This is a genomic window from Enterobacter cloacae subsp. cloacae ATCC 13047 (genome assembly GCF_000025565.1).
GTDB lineage: Bacteria > Pseudomonadota > Gammaproteobacteria > Enterobacterales > Enterobacteriaceae > Enterobacter > Enterobacter cloacae.
The window spans coordinates 4,765,104-4,782,866 of record NC_014121.1 but is presented as its reverse complement, the minus strand read 5'-3'; the positions used below and the strand labels follow the sequence as shown (position 1 = coordinate 4,782,866).

Below are 17,763 nucleotides of genomic sequence, written 5' to 3'. Positions count from 1 at the left end.
CTTAGCGCTCAACCAGTGCAATACGGCGGTTATACAGGTTCATCAGCAACGAGATCGCCAGGCTGATAATCAGATAGACGGACATAGTGATGGCAATGGTTTCAATGGCCTGTCCTGTCTGGTTAAGCACGGTTCCGGCGAACAGTGACACCATATCCGGGTAGCCAATAGCGGCTGCCAGCGACGAGTTTTTGACAATATTGAGGTACTGGCTGGTCAGGGGCGGAATGATGACCCGTAACGCCTGTGGAATAATGACCTGTCGAAGCGTTACCGTATGAGGTAACCCCAGAGAGCGTGCTGCCTCGTGCTGTCCATGCGGGACTGCCTGGATCCCCGCCCGAATGATTTCGGCAATAAACGCAGACGTATAAATGGAAAGGGCCAGGGTCAGGGCCGCCAGTTCAGGAATTAATACCATCCCGCCCTGGAAGTTAAAGCCCCGCAGATGTGGGACATCCCAGTGTAACGCGGCACCAAAAAGCCAGTGTGTCAGTAGCGGCAGACCGATAATCAAAAGCGCCGCAATTGGCCATGTCTTGCGAAGCTGCCCGGTTTTGATCTGATGTTTGCGGTTATAGCGAAATAGCCCGGCAGAGAGGGCGAGCGCGATGATAATCGCGGCGATAAAAGCATATATCCCTTCTGCGAGTTCAGGAGAAGGAATATAGAGCCCACGGTTGCTCAGGAAAAACAGATCGAAGGCATCGACAGCCTGACGTGGGCCCGGAAGGTTACGCAGTACGGCGAAATACCAGAAAAAAATCTGCAGCAGCGGCGGGATATTACGGAACGTCTCAATGTAAATGGTGGACAGCTTTCGCAGCAGCCAGTTATCTGACAGGCGAGCGAGGCCAATAAAAAAGCCCAGTATGGAGGCGAAAACAATACACAGCGCGGAGACCAGCAGTGTATTGAGTAAACCGACGAGGAACACGCGGCCGTAGGTATCGCCTTCCTGATAGTCAATAAGATGCTGAACAATGCCAAAACCCGCACTGCGATCCAGAAAAGCAAAGCCGGAGGTAATACCGCGATTATTCAGGTTGGTAACCGTGTTATGAATTAAATAAATGGCGATAAGAACAACCGCAAGAATGGCAATAATCTGGAATAGCCAGGCGCGGACCGCGGGATGAGAAAAGGATAACGATCCTTTTACGGGGGAGCGGCGATGGAACATAAAGAAACCTCGGTAACCATGACTCTGGAGTGGGCACTGCGTTCACAGTGCCCGTTACAGCAAAGACTTAACGTACTGGCGGTGCGTACTGAATACCGCCGTTATTCCAGAGATTGTTCTGGCCGCGTTTGATCTTCAGCGGGCTTTCCGATCCCACGTTGCGCTCAAAGATCTCAGCGTAGTTGCCCACCTGTTTAATGATGTGGTACGCCCACTTGTTATCCAGCTTCAGATCCTTGCCAAAATCGCCTTCTGTGCCCAGCAGGTGTGCCATATCCGGGGTAGAGGGTTTGGCGGCTTTCTCATCGACGTTTTTCGAGCTGATGCCCATCTCTTCTGCATTTAACATGGCGAACAGGGTCCAGCGAACGATAGAGAACCAGTCTTCGTCGCCACGGCGAACGACGGGTCCAAGGGGTTCTTTGGAGATGACTTCAGGCAGGACGATCCACTCTGCCGGGTTACTCAGCTTAATACGCAGCGCGTAGAGCTGTGACTGGTCAGACGCCAGCGTATCGCAACGGCCAGATTCCAGCGCTTTGGCTGATTCATCAGAGCGATCGAATGTCACCGGGGTGTACTTCATATTATTCGCTTTGAAATAATCGGCGACGTTAAGCTCGGTATCGGTACCGGCCTGAATACACACGGTCGCACCGTCCAGCTCTTTGGCGCTTTTCAGACCCGCTTTATTGTGGGTCAGGAAACCGATGCCGTCATAATAAGTGACACCTGTGAATGACATCCCCATTCCTGCATCACGGGAGGAGGTCCAGGTGGTATTACGGGAGAGCATGTCCACTTCGCCGGACTGCAGCGCGGTGAAACGTTCTTTGGCCGTCAGCGGGGTATATTTTACTTTGCTGTCATCACCGAAAACGGCAGCGGCGACGCCCCGGCAGACGTCAACATCGATACCGGTAAATTTGCCGTTAGCATCGGCATAAGAGAAGCCAGGCAAACCGTCGCTGATACCGCACTGAACAAAACCTTTCTTTTTAACGGCATCCAGCGTTGTGCCCGCATGGGCCTGACCCGCAACAGCAAACAACATACCCGCAGCGGCCAGGCTGGCTATCATCGTCTTTTTCATAATGCATCCTGTGTGGCTAAATTTATCGTTATTTAGGTGTTTTAAACACTTTTACCCATCTGTGGCGTTGGCCGACGTTTATATAGCAAACGTAATGCCAGGTTTCGCGCTCGATGAAATAAGCGATAAGTGAACGCTTAATGCTGAGTGTAGACAGGCTTAAATAAAAGGAGCGCCCCGAAACGGTGCGAAATTACAACCTGTGCCACAAATCGGAGCAAAACTTTTAAGGAGGGTCAGAAAAAAAGAAGAGATAGTTTCCAGAGTGAATATTGGCCGGGTATTCAATAATATGAATGGGTGAAAATCATCAAAACTGAATACAAAATTAAAAGGGGAAGTGAAAAAGAGGTGACAGGCTTCTGGCTAAAATTAATGGCGTGAATAAATACGGGATTTTTACTGATTTGATATTACTGCAATCATTCAAAGCAAAAGCGCGGCCAGAGCCGCGCTTTCTGAACAGATGTTATCGGGTCAGGGCAACAATACCCAGCGTCAACCCCGCCACCGCGGCAGCACCACCAGCGATAGCACCTGCTGTTTCCCAGTTATCCTGAGTGGTACCTTTCATACAGGTATTGGTATGAACCAGTCGGCCCTGATCGTCGTATACCGGTACACATGGAGAGTCGTGCGCGCATCCAGCCAGCAGCGCAGCGAGTAGTGCAACGGAAATGAATCTTTTCATGATGTTACCTCAGTATTATTTCGCGTCCGCTATAAAGCCAGGAGGGCTATTAACGAACTGGAGGTTATTTTACCACCGGGATAAGCCCACGTTACACGAGGAATAATCTCAAATTATGTTGTTTGTAAACATCGTGGAGAAAAGTGTTTCGTCAGAACGAATTAATGGAGAAATTATGGAGTAACAACGTGGCGTTCTTACTTAATGCAAACTGACTCTTTTTAACACTGCGATCTTAATACACTGTTTATCTTAAAATAAAAAAGGCACCAGAGGTGCCTTTCAGGTATTCATTACTCTTTATGGCGCGTAAAGCGTCGCCGGACGACCACAAAGAAAACGGGCACGAAGAAGATAGCCAGAAGCGTTGCGGAAAGCATGCCCCCCATGACCCCTGTCCCGACCGCGTTTTGCGCACCGCTCCCGGCGCCATGGCTGATCACCAGCGGCATGACGCCAAGAATAAAGGCGAGCGAGGTCATCAGGATCGGTCGAAGGCGCATTCTCGATGCTTCCAGCGTGGCTTCAATGATGCCTTTACCCTCTTTTTCCATCAGATCTTTGGCAAACTCAACGATCAGAATGGCGTTTTTAGCCGACAAACCAATCGTTGTCAGCAAACCCACCTGGAAATAGACGTCATTGTTCAAGCCACGTAACGCTGCTGCAACCAGCGCCCCTATGACTCCCAGCGGAACCACCAGCATAACTGAGAAGGGAATGGACCAGCTTTCGTAAAGAGCAGCCAGACACAGGAACACCACAATCAGTGAAATGGCGTACAACGCAGGCGCCTGATTTCCGGAAAGTCGCTCCTGATAAGACATTCCTGTCCAGTCATACCCGATGCCGGAAGGCAGTTTTGCAGCAAGACTTTCCATCAGCGCCATGGCCTCACCGGTACTTTTACCGGGGGCGGACTCACCGATGATCTCCATGGATGGCATCCCGTTATAGCGCTCCAGGCGAGGTGAACCGTACACCCAATGCGAGGTGCTAAAGGCGGAGAAAGGAACCATCTCACCATTTGCGCTGCGTACATACAGGTTGCTGATGTCACCAGGCAGCATACGGAAGCGCGCATCGGCCTGGACATAGACTTTTTTCACGCGTCCATGATCGATAAAGTCATTTACATAAGTTCCACCCAGGGCCGTTGAGATGGTCTGGTTGACATCAGAAAGACTGATGCCCAGCGCCTGAGCCTTCTCCTGGTCGACATCCAGTTTAAACTGCGGGGTATCTTCCAGACCATTTGGCCGCACGCGCACCAGCATGTCAGGGTGCGCTTTCACCATTCCGAGAAGCTCATTTCGCGCCTGCGTCAGCGAGGTATGCCCCAGGTTTGCCTGATCAATCAGTTCGAAGTCGAAGCCCGTTGCGGTTCCCAGTTCGATAATCGCAGGCAGGTTAAACGGAAATACGAGCCCATCTTTTATCTGACTGAAGGCTTTTGTCGCGCGGCCAACAATCGCCTCAACGCTATTTTCCGCCCCCGGTCGTGCTTCCCAGGGCTTCAGGCTGATGAAGGCAATCCCGGCGTTCTGGCCCTGGCCGCTAAAACTAAAACCATTAACGGTAAAGACAGATTCAACATTGGCCTTCTCGTTTTTCAGATAATAGTTCTGGACCTGATCGAGGACCTGCTGCGTACGCGTCTGGGTCGCACCGGCCGGAAGTTGAACCATCGTCATAAATACCCCCTGGTCCTCTTCGGGCAGGAAGGAGGTGGGCAAGCGCAGGAACAGCACCGCCATACCACCCACAATGATGATGTACACCACCAGGTAGCGTCCGGTCTTGCGTAAAATGCCGCTCACGCTGTTGCTGTAGTGCTCCACGCTACGGTCAAAAAGCGCATTAAACCAGCCAAAGAAACCGCCTTTCTTTTCGTGGTGATCGCCGGATACCGGTTTAAGCAGGGTTGCGCACAGCGCGGGGGTCAGGATCAGGGCGACCAACACGGAGAGCGCCATTGCCGAAACGATGGTCAGCGAAAACTGCCGATAGATGGCCCCGGTCGAGCCACCGAAAAATGCCATCGGGATAAAGACCGCCGACAGCACCATGGCTATACCCACCAGTGCGCCCTGAATCTGTTCCATCGACTTCTGCGTCGCCTCTTTCGGCGGCAGTTTGTGTTCTACCATCACGCGTTCGACGTTCTCAACGACCACGATGGCATCATCAACCAGCAAGCCTATTGCCAGCACCATCCCGAACATCGTCAGGGTATTGATGGAGAACCCGAACGCCGCCAGCACCGCGAAGGTACCCAGCAAAACAACCGGCACCGCGATAGTGGGGATAAGCGTCGCGCGCAGGTTTTGCAGGAACAGATACATCACCAGGAAGACGAGAATGATCGCTTCAAACAGGGTTTTCACCACTTCGTGAATAGAGATCTTCACAAACGGCGTGGTGTCGTACGGATAAACCACCTTCAGACCCTGTGGGAAGAATTGCTGCAGTTGCGCCAGCTTGCTCTTGATGGCCGACGCCGTATCCAGCGCATTTGCACCGGTCGCCAGCTTAATCCCCAGGCCGGTTGCGGCCTGCCCGTTGATTTTGGTCACCATATTGTAGTTTTCACCGCCCAGTTCAATGCGTGCGACATCCTTCAGATGCACCATCGAGCCGTCCTGGTTCACCTTCAGCGTCACGCGGCCAAACTCTTCCGGTGATTTCAGGCGGGTTTGCGCAATGATCGAGGCGTTCAATTGTTGGCCCGGCACGGACGGCGTTCCGCCTAGCTGGCCTGCCGCTATCTGGTCATTCTGGGTTTTCAGTTGATTAATAATGTCCAGCGGCGTCAGCTGGTATTTATTCATCGCGTTACTGTCGAGCCAGATGCGCATTGCATACTGGGCACCAAACAGCTGAACATCACCCACCCCAGTGGTTCGACTAATGGCATCTTTCACATTCGAGGCGACGTAGTCGGAAATGTCATCCTGCGAGAGGCTTTTATTGTCTGAAACAAAGCCAGCCACCAGCAGGAAGCTGCTGCTGGACTTCTCAACGCCGATCCCTTGTTGCTGCACTTCCTGCGGCAGCAGCGGCATGGCGAGCTGAAGTTTATTCTGAACCTGAACCTGGGCGATATCCGGGTCTGTACCAGACTCAAAGGTCAGGGTGATGGTGACATTACCTGCAGAATCGCTGGTGGATGACATATACATCAGGTTATCGATGCCGTTCATATTCTGTTCGATAACCTGCGTCACGGTATCCTGCACCGTCTGCGCATCTGCGCCAGGGTAGGTTGCGGTTATGGCAACCGCGGGTGGGGCGATAGTCGGATACTGCGCTACAGGCAGTTTGAGGATCGCCAGCCCACCTGCAATCATCAAAATGATGGCGAGTACCCAGGCGAAAACCGGCCTCTGGATAAAGAAATTAGCCATGACGTCGTTCCTTAACCGGCTGGAGTCGTAGAGGTATCGGGTGTGGCGACGACGGTAGCCCCAGGTTTGGCTTTTTGTAACCCACTGACAATCACGCGGTCACCGTTTTTCAGCCCCTCTGTGACCAGCCAGCGATCGCCAATGGCCTGAGAGGCAACGACGGTGCGTGACTCAACCTGGTTTTTGTCGTTAACAATCAGGACGGTTGCATCCCCACGCGGCGTGCGGGTGACGCCTTGCTGTGGGATCAGAATCGCATTCGGCTGCGTACCCTCATTAATGCGGGCGCGTACAAACATTCCCGGTAACAGCAGGTGTTGCGGATTCGGGAAAATCGCCCGCAGAGTGATGGAGCCAGTGCTTTCATCAACCGTCACATCAGAAAACTGCAGCGTGCCTTTTAGCGGATAGGGCTGACCATTCTCCATCAACAGCTCGACGGTGCTGGTGGTCTCCCCTTTTTGCAGGCTTGTCTGCTTCAGACGCATAAAATCATTGCTGGACTGGGTGACATCGACATACATCGGATCCAGTTGCTGTACCGTTGCGAGGGCGTTTGCCTGGCCGTTGGTGACGAGAGCTCCCTCGGTCACGCTGGATTTACCAATGCGACCATCGACGGGAGAGGTGACTTTGGTATAGGCAAGGTTGATGCGTGCGCTTTCAACTCCTGCTTTTGCAGCAACGACACTGGCATCCGCCTGCTGAGCCGTCGCAACGGCCTGGTCGTACTCCTGCTTACTGACATACTGTGTGCCCACCAGCGGGAGATAACGTTTCACCGTCAGGTGCGCAATATTGGCTGCCGCCTGGGCTTTCGCCAGCTCTCCTTTTGCGCTGTCATACGCCGCCTGATAGCTGGCGGGATCGATCTGATAAAGTGACTGGCCAGCTTTGACATCGCTGCCTTCGGTGAAATTGCGACGCAGGATAATGCCGCTAACCTGAGGACGCACTTCCGCAACGCGAAACGCATCTGTTCTGCCCGGCAGCTCTGTTGTCACAGTGAGGGGGGCACTTTTGACAATGTGTACACTCACCTGAGGCGGCTGCGGTTGATGTTGCTGATTTTCCTGCCCATCGCATCCGGCAAGCAGTGCGGCGCAGACAATAAAACCGGTTAAGGGCAAGCGTCTGAAATGATTCGTCATTACTGTTCCTTTAAATACCCATTAACCGATATTTCCGTGGATCGGTGACAGGGCAGGGGACAAAAACAAAAAATGTAGCTGCGTATAATAATGAGGGTATTTAATGTTTTTTAATTTATAAGTGCGGATAAATGCGGCAGGAAAGAAAATCAGAAGAAGGCTTTGCGTTTACAGCAATATACTTTAACAAAAGTAATCAGGAGAGTGATGTTTCATAGAGGGCATTCATCTGTTTTGTGAATTTAATTATTGGTATGTATTTACCTCAGTTATAAATAAAGCGAATTGACTTTTTTTGTGCAGAATTCACCTTGTCTTTCATGAATACTTCTGATTACAAAACCCTACTAAACAGCTTAATTCTTGTGAGTAACGAGTAGTCGTCCATGGCGCGTAAAAAGAAAGCAGAGGCTCAACAAACCCGTCAACAGCTGATTGAAGCGGCTATCGGGCAGTTTGCGACACGTGGCGTAACCAACACAACGCTGACGGATATCGCCGATGCGGCAAAGGTGACGCGTGGGGCCGTCTATTGGCATTTCACCAGTAAAACAGAGATATTTAATGCTATCTGGGAACAGCAATTGCCGCTTCGCGATCTCATTCGCGACAGACTTTCTCTTTCCGAAAAAGATGATCCCTTGTTAATGCTTCGTGAGCAATTTATCACTGCGTTGCAATATATTGCGCATGAGCCTCGCCAGTGGGCGCTGTTACAGATTTTGTATCATAAGTGTGAATTTACCAGTGATATGGTTTCCGAGTATGAAATCAGGAAACGTATTGGTTTCAACAATGATTTTCTACGTGCGACACTGGAGCGCTGTATTTCACGAAACATCATTTCTTCGCAGGTCAATGTGGATTTAACGCTGATAGTGTTCCACGGATTTTTTAGCGGAATAATTAAAAACTGGTTAATGAATAACGACAGCTTCAACCTCTATCAACAGGCACCTGCTCTGGTCGATAACATTCTGGCGACACTCCCGGTGGTGCGAGTGTCGCCACGTGAAGAAGCTTACGACTCGGTGTCGGGCAAGATCTCTCCCTGCTCGCAAAGCGTTTCAATGGTCTGCGCACTGACAGGCTTTCCTAACAAATAGCCCTGAAGGGTATTACAGCCCAGTTCCGTCAAAAAGGCTTGCTGTGCTTCGGTTTCCACCCCTTCAGCCACTACTTTCAGATTCAGCGTTTTCGCCAGGGCGACAATCGCGGAGACAATGGTCGCATCTTTGCTTTCTCCACTGAGCTCTTTTACAAACGCCCTGTCGATTTTCAATTCACAGGCGGGTAAGCGTTTAAGATACAGCAGGCTCGAGTAGCCGGTACCAAAGTCATCAATAGAGGCTTTCACACCCGCATTCGTCAGCTCTGTCAGCACCCGCACGCTCTCATCCGGGTTACTCATCGCAGTGGTTTCCGTCACTTCAAGGATCAGCATTTCCGGCGGCACCTGGTGACGTGTCAGACAATCAAGCACCGTACTCACCAGCGAAGGTTGTTCAAACTGAAGTGTCGACAGGTTCACCGCCATTGACCAGTTTTGATGCCCTTTAAGGTGCCATTCCCGCAACTGGCGGCAGGCTTCGTTGATAACCCAGTTGCCAATGGGAATGATCTGTCCCGTTTTTTCCGCCAGCGGCAGGAACAGGTCTGGCGTCAGCAATCCCAGCTTCGGGTGTTGCCAGCGCAGGAGTGCCTCAAACCCGAGTACGGGGCCTGCCGGCGCGTGGAATTTGGGCTGATAATGCAGCTGTAGCTCATTACGATCGATGGCCAGCCACAGATCGTTCATCAGCTGCAAATGGGTTTGCGCCAGCGTGTTCATGGAGGGCTGGAAAAAGTGATAACCGTTACGGCCCATATGCTTGGTGTGGTACATCGCCGCATCGGCGTTAAACATCAGCTCGCGATCGGTTTTGCCATCGTGAGGATAAAGCGCAATGCCAATACTGAGGGTCACCACCAGTTTATACGGATCCACATTGAATGGACTATCGATAGTGCGCACCAGGGCATTGGCAAGGGAGGCTGCATCGTCCGGCCCCCCAACTTCTGCCAGCAGAACAAATTCATCACCGCCAATACGTGCAAGGGTGTACTGGCCTTTCAGGGGGAGCAGCAGGCGTTGCGTAACGGCAACCAGCAGTTTATCGCCGACATCATGCCCGTAGGCGTCATTGACGGTTTTAAAGCCGTCGAGATCCATAAACATCAATGCGAAATGCGTGCCTTCACGGTCTGCTTTGTTGATGGCCTGATCGAGTCGATCTTCCAGCAGGATACGATTGGGCAGGCGCGTCAGCGTATCCTGTAGCGCCAGCTGGGCCAGCTCCCGGTTTGCTTCCGCCAGAGACGAGGCGAGGAGAGAGGTACGTGCCTGCAGGCGCGCATCCAGCATCGACACCAGCAGGGTGATACCAAGGATGGCCAGTGCGACAACGCTCACCAGCACGGCCAGCCAGCTGCCGTTAATCCCCTCATGGTGAGCCATGGTCGACACTGGAAACTGTGCGGCTTTCATCCCCGCATAATGCATTCCGGCAATCGCAATCCCCATCGTGATTGCGGCACCCATGCGCATCAGCGCGACCTGAGCGGCCTCATGACGCAGGCGGAACGTCAGCCACAGTGCCGCGAGCGACGCAGCAAGCGCAATAGCGACTGATATCGCCACCCATGTTTTATCCCAGATAATACCGGGCGTAACCTCCAGGGCCGCCATGCCGGTGTAATGCATGGCCACAATACCGGTTCCCATGACTAGTGCACCGGGCAGCAGACGGCGCAAACGCAGCTGCTCGCAGCTGACAAGCCACAGCGCAAACAAGGATGAACCCACGGCGATAACCATCGATAACCCCGTCAGGGTGGCGTTGTAGCTCATGCGCATGGAGAGATCCATCGCCAGCATGCCGATAAAATGCATCGCCCATACGCCAATCCCCATTGCAACACCGCCACCGGCCAGCCAGATGCGCGCTGCCACGCCCTGACTTCCCGCCACACGCGCGGCCATATTCAGCGCGGTATAGGCAGCAAGGATAGCGACAACAAAGGAGAGGACGACAAGGATATGGTTGTATTGGCTAACCAGCATGATCGGTTCAACTCGAGTGTGAGGTTACGCAAGGGCGGTGGTGAAGGGCGAGACATTATCATCGTAAGGTAATGACTCAAAGGGATTTAAATCCCCGTTTTTATTAAGTGATTTCGGGGTTTTTGACGACGTTGGCGGCTCAGTCCAGCTCTGAACAATTGACGAGTTTAAGCGGGTTCACGGAATCCATATTGCGACACTTATCGGTTTCGGTGCTCATCAGTTCAATCCACTGCATCAGCAACGCATCAAAGAGAAAAACTGAGACAGCAAAGACAACCAGCCACCAGTATTTACGAATCATTATGACATTCCGGAAGAAGAGAGCCAGTAAGGTGGTGGAAATATACACGAAAAGCGGCGGTTGAAAAGTGGGGAAAGCGAAGGTTTACAAAGCGTTGACGGTGGCAGATGTGGAGCAATAAAAAAGGCGCATCCCCATGCCAGGTAGCGCCTTTTTAAACAAGCATTTCGCTAACCGAAATTAGTTCATGCCGTATTTTTTCAGTTTCTTACGCAGAGTACCACGGTTGATACCCATCATCAGCGCAGCGCGGGTTTGGTTACCGCGGGTGTATTGCATCACCATGTCCAACAGTGGCTGTTCAACTTCAGCCAGTACCAGCTCATACAGGTCATTAACATCCTGACCATTCAGTTGAGCAAAATAGTTCTTCAGTGCCTGTTTAACCGAGTCACGCAGGGGTTTTTGAGTTACCTGATCCTGAGAGTTAACGGTAGAAACGGTCAGTACGTCAGAATTTACGCGTTGTTCGAACATAGTTCTGTCAGCTCTTTATTTCATTACGCAAGATTTTCGAAGTATGCCTCCAACGCCTCCAGCTGTTCGCTGGCATCCTCTATGGCGTTGAATGTGCGCCGAAACTGGTCATTTGGAGCGTGCTCCTGGAGATACCAGGAGACGTGTTTACGCGCAATTCGGTACCCTTTTGCCTGGCCGTAGTGGTCATGCAGTTCCCGAACATGCGAACAAAGCAAGCGCTTAACCTCTGCCAGTGGCAGCGGGGCAAGCAGCTCCCCAGTGTCCAGATAATGCTGGATTTCCCGAAAGATCCAGGGTCTTCCCTGAGCTGCACGTCCTATCATCAGAGCATCAGCTCCCGTATAGTCGAGCACAGCTCTGGCTTTAAGCGGGTCAGTAATGTCGCCATTCGCGATAATCGGAATGGAAACTTTCTGCTTAACTGCCCGAATGCTGTCGTATTCAGCTTCACCGTTGAACAAACAGGCGCGAGTGCGTCCGTGAATGGTCAGGGCCTGAATGCCACAGTCTTCGGCCAGTTGGGCAATCTCTACACAGTTACGGTGTTCCGGCGACCAACCCGTGCGAATCTTCAACGTAACAGGAACGTCCACTGCGCTGACAACCGCCGTCAGGATTGACTTCACCTGGTCGGGGTATTGCAGAAGGGCTGAACCTGCAAGCTTGCGATTCACTTTTTTGGCCGGGCAACCCATGTTGATATCAATAATCTGGGCGCCACTTTCCACGTTAATCCGCGCGGCATCTGCCATCTCTTCAGGCACACTTCCGGCGATTTGCACGGTGCGAATACCTGGTTCATCAATGTGCACCATCCGAAGGCGGGATTTGTCGCTTTCCCAGACCTGCGGGTTAGACGACATCATCTCGGAAACGGTTAAACCGGCTCCCATCTCATAACACAGCGTCCTGAACGGCCGGTCGGTAATACCTGCCATTGGGGCTGCGATCAGGCGATTTCTGAGCTGGTGGTGTCCGATGCGCATGAGTTAAGAAATGACCATACTGTGACTGCAAGGCGGCGTATATTACGCATTTTTTGCACGAGATGAAAGGCCAAACTTTGAACAATCCACTGTTGTAGATCAAGGAATCGCCACCCAGTCACAATGATGAAAATTATTTTTTATTTAAATCATTATGTTATGTATTAACGGCGATTTTATGACCGCTTACAATTTCCCGTAACTTCTCATCATTTCTCAAAAAATGAATCCGTTGAGCGGGATATTCTGCTGTTTTTAGCAGCAGATTCTCCCGCTTCTATGCGATCTGCGTCGCATTTTAGAACATCATCTCAGTACGAAAAATGTTCTTATTTTTTACGGCCCGTAATGCGGCACCACTCTTCTTTTTCCACCACCGGATCGAGGGTGAAGAGATCGGCGTAGGCTTCGCAGACGCTGTCAGCCTGGCTTGCCAGGATACCGGAAAGCCCCAGCAGACCGCCCTCAACGGGCAGCACGCTGATTAACGGTGCAAGCTCGCGTAATGGGCCTGCCAGGATGTTAGCGACCACCACATCGGCTTTCATGGCCTCTGGCTGCGCGTCCGGCAGATACAGCTCAAGGCGATCGGAAACGCCGTTACGCTCGGCGTTATCACGACTGGCCTGAATAGCCTGCGGATCGATATCGATCCCGATGGCTTTTGCGGCGCCCAGCTTCAGTGCGGCAATGGCGAGGATCCCGGATCCACAGCCGAAGTCGATCACGGTTTTCCCTTCCAGATCCAGACCATCCAGCCACTGCAGGCACAGTGAGGTGGTCGGGTGGGTGCCGGTACCGAATGCCAGACCCGGGTCGAGCATCACGTTGACCGCGTTTTCATCGGGAACCTCACGCCAGCTTGGGCAGATCCACAGACGCTTGCCAAACTGCATGGGGTGGAAGTTATCCATCCACTCGCGTTCCCAGTCTTTGTCTTCCAGTTGTTCGATCTTGTGTGCAAAACCCGCGCCCAGCAGAGGATTCTGTTCCAGAATCGCGACCACTTCTTTCATGTCGGTTTCGGCATCAAACAGGCCAATCACGTCGGTATCGCCCCACAGGCGCGTTTCGCCCGGCAGCGGCTCAAAAACCGGCGTGTCATGCGTGTCCTGGAAGGTGATAGAGACCGAGCCGGCCTCCATCAGCGCATCGCTCAGCTCTTCGGCGTGAGCACCGGTTGTGTTCAGTTTTAGTTGGATCCACGGCATGGCAAAACTCTTTATTTATCAGTAGACATCATAGCGGGTTGTGGGACGGGTTGACCGAAACGGTTCCCCACCACAAACGCCAGTAAACTTAACAGTAACGAAGGCACAATTGGATGGAAGCCCAGGTACTGGATCTTAAAGGTGGCGAGCACGGCGTACACGACACCGCCAACAATCATGCCGCTTAGCGCGCCCGCAGCATTCGCGCGTTCCCAGTACAGGCCAAGCACCAGCGGCCACAGGAAAACAGCTTCAAGGCCGCCAAACGCAAGCAGGTTCAGCCAGATGATCATCTCCGGTGGACGCCAGGCGGCCAGCAGCAGCAGTGCCCCTAATAACAGCGTAATCACTGCAGACATCCGCTTTAAGCGTCGTTCGTTTTTCAGCTGCTCGGGACGCAAATTCAGATAGAGATCTTTGATAATCGTAGCGGAACTTTGCAGCAACTGAGCGTTGATCGTCGACATAATGGCGGCCATCGGTGCGGCTAGGAAAATCCCGGCAGCAAAGGGTGGCAGGACTTTAACCATCAGGGTAGGGATCACCAGGTCGGGCACGGTAAGATCTGGGATCACTGCACGACCTAATGCACCCGCCAGATGCATTCCCAGCATCAGTATCGCCACCACAATGGTCCCGATAATAATGCCGCGATGAACCGCTTTACTGTCCTTATAGGAGATACACCGTACAGCGGTATGCGGCAGTCCAATGACGCCGAAGCAGACCAGCACCCAGAAGGAGGTCATAAAGGTGGGTGAAAGAATGTCATCTGCGCCCTCTGGAGCGACCAGTTTCGGGTCAATCGCTTCCAGGGTTTCAACAGCATGGCTCAGGCCGCCTGCCGCATGGACAATCCCCACCAGCAGCACAATGGTTCCGATGAGCATCACCATGCCCTGCAGGGTGTCGTTCAGTACGCTGGCGCGGAATCCACCAAACGCCGTATAAAGCGCGATACTGATCCCAAAGATAAGCAGGCCAGTCTCGTAAGGGATCCCTGCTGCGGTTTCAAGCAGACGTGCACCGCCAATAAACTGCACCGTCATCGCACCCACAAAGGCGACCAGCAGGCTTAGACTTGCCAGCCATACCAGTAAACGGCTGCGGTAGCGGGCAAACAGCATGTCGTTCAGCGTCACGGCATTATAGCGACGCGCCAGAATAGCGAACTTCTTGCCGAGTATACCCAGCGAAAGCCAGATAGCCGGGAGCTGGATCATCGCCAGCAGCACCCAGCCTAACCCATATTTATAGGCTGCCCCGGGACCGCCAATAAATGAGCTGGCGCTGATATAGGTGGCGGTGAGCGTCATCGCTAACACAATGCCGCCCATTGAACGGCTGCCGAGGAAATATTCGTTCAGGAAGGTGCCGGTTGCCCTTTTGCGCATGGCATACACGGACACGCCAAACACGACCAACAAATACGCGATAAGCGGCAGAATGACTTCAAGCTGCATCGTCGTCCTCCAGCGGGATATCGCGATAAATGAATTTCACCATTGCCCAGCACAGCAGGATAAAAATCAGCGGTACCAGCAGACAGGCCATTTCAAACCAGTGAGGCAGGCCGGTGATGCCAATTGCAGAATCAGGTAAGTAAGCGGTTACCAACCATGCGGCAAGATAGAGAAGGGTCAGCCACAGCGCCCAGCGCGCTTCTTTATGGGCCTGAACAAAACGTTTGTCCATTTTTTGTCCCTTGTGGATGAAGAAAGCGGGGATTGTACATGATGGTCCTTGACGATCCCCAGAAATAAAAAAGGCCGGTTAAACCGGCCTTTTAGCATAGATGCTTTCTTACTTCTCGTTGAGACCGAGTTTTTTCTCCAGATAGTGGATGTTCGTCCCACCATTCTGGAAGTGCTCGTCGCTCATGATGCGCATCTGCAGATCAACGTTGGTTTTGATACCGTCGATGATTAGCTCCTGCAGGGCGTTCTTCATGCGGGCAATCGCCACGTCACGGTTTTCGCCGTAGCAGATAAGCTTACCGATCATTGAGTCATAGTACGGCGGTACGGTGTAACCGGCGTAAATATGAGACTCCCAACGCACGCCAAAGCCACCCGGCGCGTGGAAACGCGTGATTTTACCCGGGCTTGGCAGGAAGGTATTCGGGTCTTCGGCGTTGATACGGCACTCGACCGCATGGCCTTTGACCACTACTTCTTCCTGTTTGATGGACAGAGGCTGGCCGGCAGCGATACGCAGCTGCTCTTTGATCAGGTCAACGCCGGTGATCATTTCGGTAACCGGGTGTTCAACCTGAATACGGGTGTTCATCTCAATGAAGTAGAACTCACCGTTTTCGAACAGGAATTCGAAGGTACCCGCCCCGCGATAGCCGATGTCGACACACGCTTTGGCACAACGCTCGCCGATGTAGCGACGCAGTTCCGGGGTAATGCCCGGTGCTGGTGCTTCTTCGACCACTTTCTGGTGACGACGCTGCATTGAGCAGTCACGTTCTGCCAGATAGATAGCGTTACCCTGACCGTCAGCCAGCACCTGAATTTCGATGTGGCGTGGGTTTTCCAGGTATTTTTCCATGTACACCATGTCATTGCTGAAAGCTGCTTTCGCTTCCGCTTTGGTCATGGAGATGGACTGTGCCAGTTCAGCGTCGCTGCGCACTACGCGCATACCGCGACCGCCGCCGCCGCCGGACGCCTTGATGATCACCGGGTAGCCAATGCGTTTAGCATGTGCACGGTTTGCATCCATGTCGTCAGTCAGCGGGCCGTCAGAACCTGGAACGGTTGGAACACCGGCTTTTTTCATCGCGGTGATTGCAGACACTTTGTCACCCATCAGGCGGATGGTGTCAGCTTTCGGGCCGATGAAGATAAAGCCAGAGCGTTCAACCTGCTCAGCAAAGTTGGCGTTCTCGGAGAGGAAGCCATAACCCGGGTGAATTGCCACCGCGCCAGTGATTTCAGCGGCGCTGATGATTGCCGGGATGTTCAGATAGCTTTTTACGGACGGAGCCGGGCCAATACAGACCGTCTCATCCGCCAGCAATACGTGTTTTAAATCGCGGTCCGCGCTTGAGTGCACAGCGACAGTCTTGATGCCCAGTTCTTTACAGGCACGAAGAATACGCAGTGCGATCTCGCCGCGGTTGGCGATAACAATTTTATCCAGCATGTTCGCCTCGTTACTCGATGACGACCAGCGGCTCGTCAAATTCTACCGGCTGACCACTTTCGACCAGAATCGCCTTCACAGTACCTGATTTGTCTGCTTCGATCTGGTTCATCATTTTCATGGCTTCAACGATACACAGGGTATCGCCTACGTTGACTTTCTGACCCACTTCGATGAACGCCTTCGCGTCCGGGCTCGGGGTGCGGTAGAAAGTACCAACCATTGGGGAACGTACGATGTGACCACTGATTTCTGCTGCAGCGGCAGGTGCGGCTTCAGTTGCGGCTGGCGCAACGGCTGCAGAGAGCGCAGGCTGCTGCACTGGCGCAGCATAAGCTTGCTGCATTACCGGGAAGCTAGCGGCTGGGGCTGCACGGCTGATGCGTACAGACTCTTCGCCTTCAGAAATTTCCAGTTCGGAGATGCCTGATTCTTCAACCAGCTCGATCAGTTTTTTAATCTTACGAATATCCATGAGTGGGTTCCGTACTCTTGTTTAGTGTGATTGTGACAGGCGTTTTACCGCTGTCTGTAAAGCGTATGAATAACCGTCTGCGCCCAGTCCGCAGATAACGCCAGCGGCGATATCCGACAGATACGAATGGTGGCGGAACGGCTCTCGGGCGTGCACGTTGCTGAGGTGGATCTCGATAAACGGGATACTCACCGCCAGCAGTGCGTCGCGGATAGCAACACTGGTGTGCGTAAACGCGGCCGGATTGATCAGGATATAGTCCACAGTGTCTTTAGCCTGATGAATACGGTCGATGAGTGCGTACTCCGCGTTTGACTGAAAATGATCCAAATCCACATTCAGTGACGCTGCTTCCGTGCCCAAACGGTTAACAATTTCACTCAATGTCAGCGTGCCATACTTCTCTGGCTCACGGGTGCCGAGCATGTTCAGGTTCGGTCCGTTTAAAACTAAGATTCGGAATTTTTCTGCCATTGTGTCGCTATCTCCTGCGAATCTCGGGTAAAAACCAAAATATACCTTTGAA

Annotated in this window: 16 protein-coding genes; 1 reads left to right on the top strand and 15 read right to left on the bottom strand. The window is 52.6% G+C overall.

Annotated features, from left to right (window positions below; genetic code table 11):
* Position 1 precedes the first annotated feature (1 nt).
* The 5 genes from ECL_RS23205 to ECL_RS23185 all read right to left on the bottom strand — a co-directional run bounded on the left by ECL_RS23205 (position 2) and on the right by ECL_RS23185 (position 7,525).
* A complete protein-coding gene (locus tag ECL_RS23205; protein WP_013099003.1) occupies positions 2 to 1,183 on the bottom strand; it encodes an amino acid ABC transporter permease in 1,182 nt (393 codons plus the stop codon).
* A gap of 67 nt (positions 1,184 to 1,250) precedes the next feature.
* Entirely contained in the window at positions 1,251 to 2,276 is a 1,026-nt protein-coding gene (locus ECL_RS23200; RefSeq protein ID WP_013099002.1) for an amino acid ABC transporter substrate-binding protein, read from the bottom strand.
* A gap of 469 nt (positions 2,277 to 2,745) precedes the next feature.
* Complete coding sequence (locus ECL_RS23195) at positions 2,746 to 2,967, bottom strand: lipoprotein (RefSeq protein WP_013099001.1); 222 nt, start codon at positions 2,965 to 2,967, stop codon at positions 2,746 to 2,748.
* 293 nt (positions 2,968 to 3,260) lie between these two features.
* Positions 3,261 to 6,374: an efflux RND transporter permease subunit gene (locus ECL_RS23190; protein ID WP_013099000.1), complete on the bottom strand. Its 3,114-nt coding sequence runs from the start codon at positions 6,372 to 6,374 to the stop codon at positions 3,261 to 3,263.
* 11 nt (positions 6,375 to 6,385) lie between these two features.
* A complete protein-coding gene (locus ECL_RS23185) occupies positions 6,386 to 7,525 on the bottom strand; it encodes an efflux RND transporter periplasmic adaptor subunit (RefSeq protein ID WP_013098999.1) in 1,140 nt (379 codons plus the stop codon).
* A gap of 386 nt (positions 7,526 to 7,911) precedes the next feature.
* Here ECL_RS23185 and envR point away from each other — a divergent pair, with 386 nt between their 5' ends.
* Positions 7,912 to 8,631 (top strand): acrEF/envCD operon transcriptional regulator, encoded by a 720-nt coding sequence (gene envR, locus ECL_RS23180; protein ID WP_054442329.1) that lies wholly within the window; start codon positions 7,912 to 7,914, stop codon positions 8,629 to 8,631.
* Here the strand turns inward: envR and ECL_RS23175 are convergent.
* The 10 genes from ECL_RS23175 to aroQ all read right to left on the bottom strand — a co-directional run bounded on the left by ECL_RS23175 (position 8,547) and on the right by aroQ (position 17,711).
* The gene (locus ECL_RS23175; RefSeq protein ID WP_013098998.1) at positions 8,547 to 10,628 is read right to left on the bottom strand and encodes a putative bifunctional diguanylate cyclase/phosphodiesterase; all 2,082 of its coding nucleotides are present in this window, start codon (positions 10,626 to 10,628) and stop codon (positions 8,547 to 8,549) included. The genes envR and ECL_RS23175 overlap by 85 nt on opposite strands.
* Positions 10,629 to 10,767: 139 nt before the next feature.
* Entirely contained in the window at positions 10,768 to 10,932 is a 165-nt protein-coding gene (locus ECL_RS23170; RefSeq protein WP_013098997.1) for a DUF2556 family protein, read from the bottom strand.
* Positions 10,933 to 11,112: 180 nt separating this feature from the next.
* On the bottom strand, positions 11,113 to 11,409 hold the full coding sequence (gene fis, locus ECL_RS23165; protein WP_000462905.1) for a DNA-binding transcriptional regulator Fis: 297 nt from the start codon (positions 11,407 to 11,409) through the stop codon (positions 11,113 to 11,115).
* Between the two features lie 23 nt (positions 11,410 to 11,432).
* The gene (gene dusB, locus ECL_RS23160) at positions 11,433 to 12,398 is read right to left on the bottom strand and encodes a tRNA dihydrouridine synthase DusB (RefSeq protein ID WP_013098996.1); all 966 of its coding nucleotides are present in this window, start codon (positions 12,396 to 12,398) and stop codon (positions 11,433 to 11,435) included.
* A gap of 329 nt (positions 12,399 to 12,727) precedes the next feature.
* Positions 12,728 to 13,609: a 50S ribosomal protein L11 methyltransferase gene (prmA, locus tag ECL_RS23155; protein WP_013098995.1), complete on the bottom strand. Its 882-nt coding sequence runs from the start codon at positions 13,607 to 13,609 to the stop codon at positions 12,728 to 12,730.
* 11 nt (positions 13,610 to 13,620) lie between these two features.
* The gene (gene panF / locus ECL_RS23150) at positions 13,621 to 15,072 is read right to left on the bottom strand and encodes a sodium/pantothenate symporter (RefSeq protein ID WP_013098994.1); all 1,452 of its coding nucleotides are present in this window, start codon (positions 15,070 to 15,072) and stop codon (positions 13,621 to 13,623) included.
* Positions 15,062 to 15,304, bottom strand: a complete 243-nt coding sequence (locus ECL_RS23145) for a YhdT family protein (protein WP_013098993.1) — start codon at positions 15,302 to 15,304, stop codon at positions 15,062 to 15,064. The genes panF and ECL_RS23145 overlap by 11 nt, the downstream gene beginning before the upstream one ends.
* Positions 15,305 to 15,412: 108 nt before the next feature.
* Complete coding sequence (gene accC / locus ECL_RS23140; protein WP_003860388.1) at positions 15,413 to 16,762, bottom strand: acetyl-CoA carboxylase biotin carboxylase subunit; 1,350 nt, start codon at positions 16,760 to 16,762, stop codon at positions 15,413 to 15,415.
* Positions 16,763 to 16,772: 10 nt separating this feature from the next.
* Positions 16,773 to 17,237, bottom strand: a complete 465-nt coding sequence (gene accB, locus ECL_RS23135; protein WP_013098992.1) for an acetyl-CoA carboxylase biotin carboxyl carrier protein — start codon at positions 17,235 to 17,237, stop codon at positions 16,773 to 16,775.
* A gap of 21 nt (positions 17,238 to 17,258) precedes the next feature.
* The gene (gene aroQ / locus ECL_RS23130) at positions 17,259 to 17,711 is read right to left on the bottom strand and encodes a type II 3-dehydroquinate dehydratase (RefSeq protein WP_013098991.1); all 453 of its coding nucleotides are present in this window, start codon (positions 17,709 to 17,711) and stop codon (positions 17,259 to 17,261) included.
* Between the last annotated feature and the right edge of the window lie 52 nt (positions 17,712 to 17,763).

Coding starts and splice junctions, on each gene's coding strand:
- ECL_RS23205 (WP_013099003.1), bottom strand. CDS start 1,183: ATGTTCCATCGCCGCTCCCCCGTAAAAGGATCGTTATCCTTTTCTCAT.
- ECL_RS23200 (WP_013099002.1), bottom strand. CDS start 2,276: ATGAAAAAGACGATGATAGCCAGCCTGGCCGCTGCGGGTATGTTGTTT.
- ECL_RS23195 (WP_013099001.1), bottom strand. CDS start 2,967: ATGAAAAGATTCATTTCCGTTGCACTACTCGCTGCGCTGCTGGCTGGA.
- ECL_RS23190 (WP_013099000.1), bottom strand. CDS start 6,374: ATGGCTAATTTCTTTATCCAGAGGCCGGTTTTCGCCTGGGTACTCGCC.
- ECL_RS23185 (WP_013098999.1), bottom strand. CDS start 7,525: ATGACGAATCATTTCAGACGCTTGCCCTTAACCGGTTTTATTGTCTGC.
- envR (WP_054442329.1), top strand. CDS start 7,912: ATGGCGCGTAAAAAGAAAGCAGAGGCTCAACAAACCCGTCAACAGCTG.
- ECL_RS23175 (WP_013098998.1), bottom strand. CDS start 10,628: ATGCTGGTTAGCCAATACAACCATATCCTTGTCGTCCTCTCCTTTGTT.
- ECL_RS23170 (WP_013098997.1), bottom strand. CDS start 10,932: ATGATTCGTAAATACTGGTGGCTGGTTGTCTTTGCTGTCTCAGTTTTT.
- fis (WP_000462905.1), bottom strand. CDS start 11,409: ATGTTCGAACAACGCGTAAATTCTGACGTACTGACCGTTTCTACCGTT.
- dusB (WP_013098996.1), bottom strand. CDS start 12,398: ATGCGCATCGGACACCACCAGCTCAGAAATCGCCTGATCGCAGCCCCA.
- prmA (WP_013098995.1), bottom strand. CDS start 13,609: ATGCCGTGGATCCAACTAAAACTGAACACAACCGGTGCTCACGCCGAA.
- panF (WP_013098994.1), bottom strand. CDS start 15,072: ATGCAGCTTGAAGTCATTCTGCCGCTTATCGCGTATTTGTTGGTCGTG.
- ECL_RS23145 (WP_013098993.1), bottom strand. CDS start 15,304: ATGGACAAACGTTTTGTTCAGGCCCATAAAGAAGCGCGCTGGGCGCTG.
- accC (WP_003860388.1), bottom strand. CDS start 16,762: ATGCTGGATAAAATTGTTATCGCCAACCGCGGCGAGATCGCACTGCGT.
- accB (WP_013098992.1), bottom strand. CDS start 17,237: ATGGATATTCGTAAGATTAAAAAACTGATCGAGCTGGTTGAAGAATCA.
- aroQ (WP_013098991.1), bottom strand. CDS start 17,711: ATGGCAGAAAAATTCCGAATCTTAGTTTTAAACGGACCGAACCTGAAC.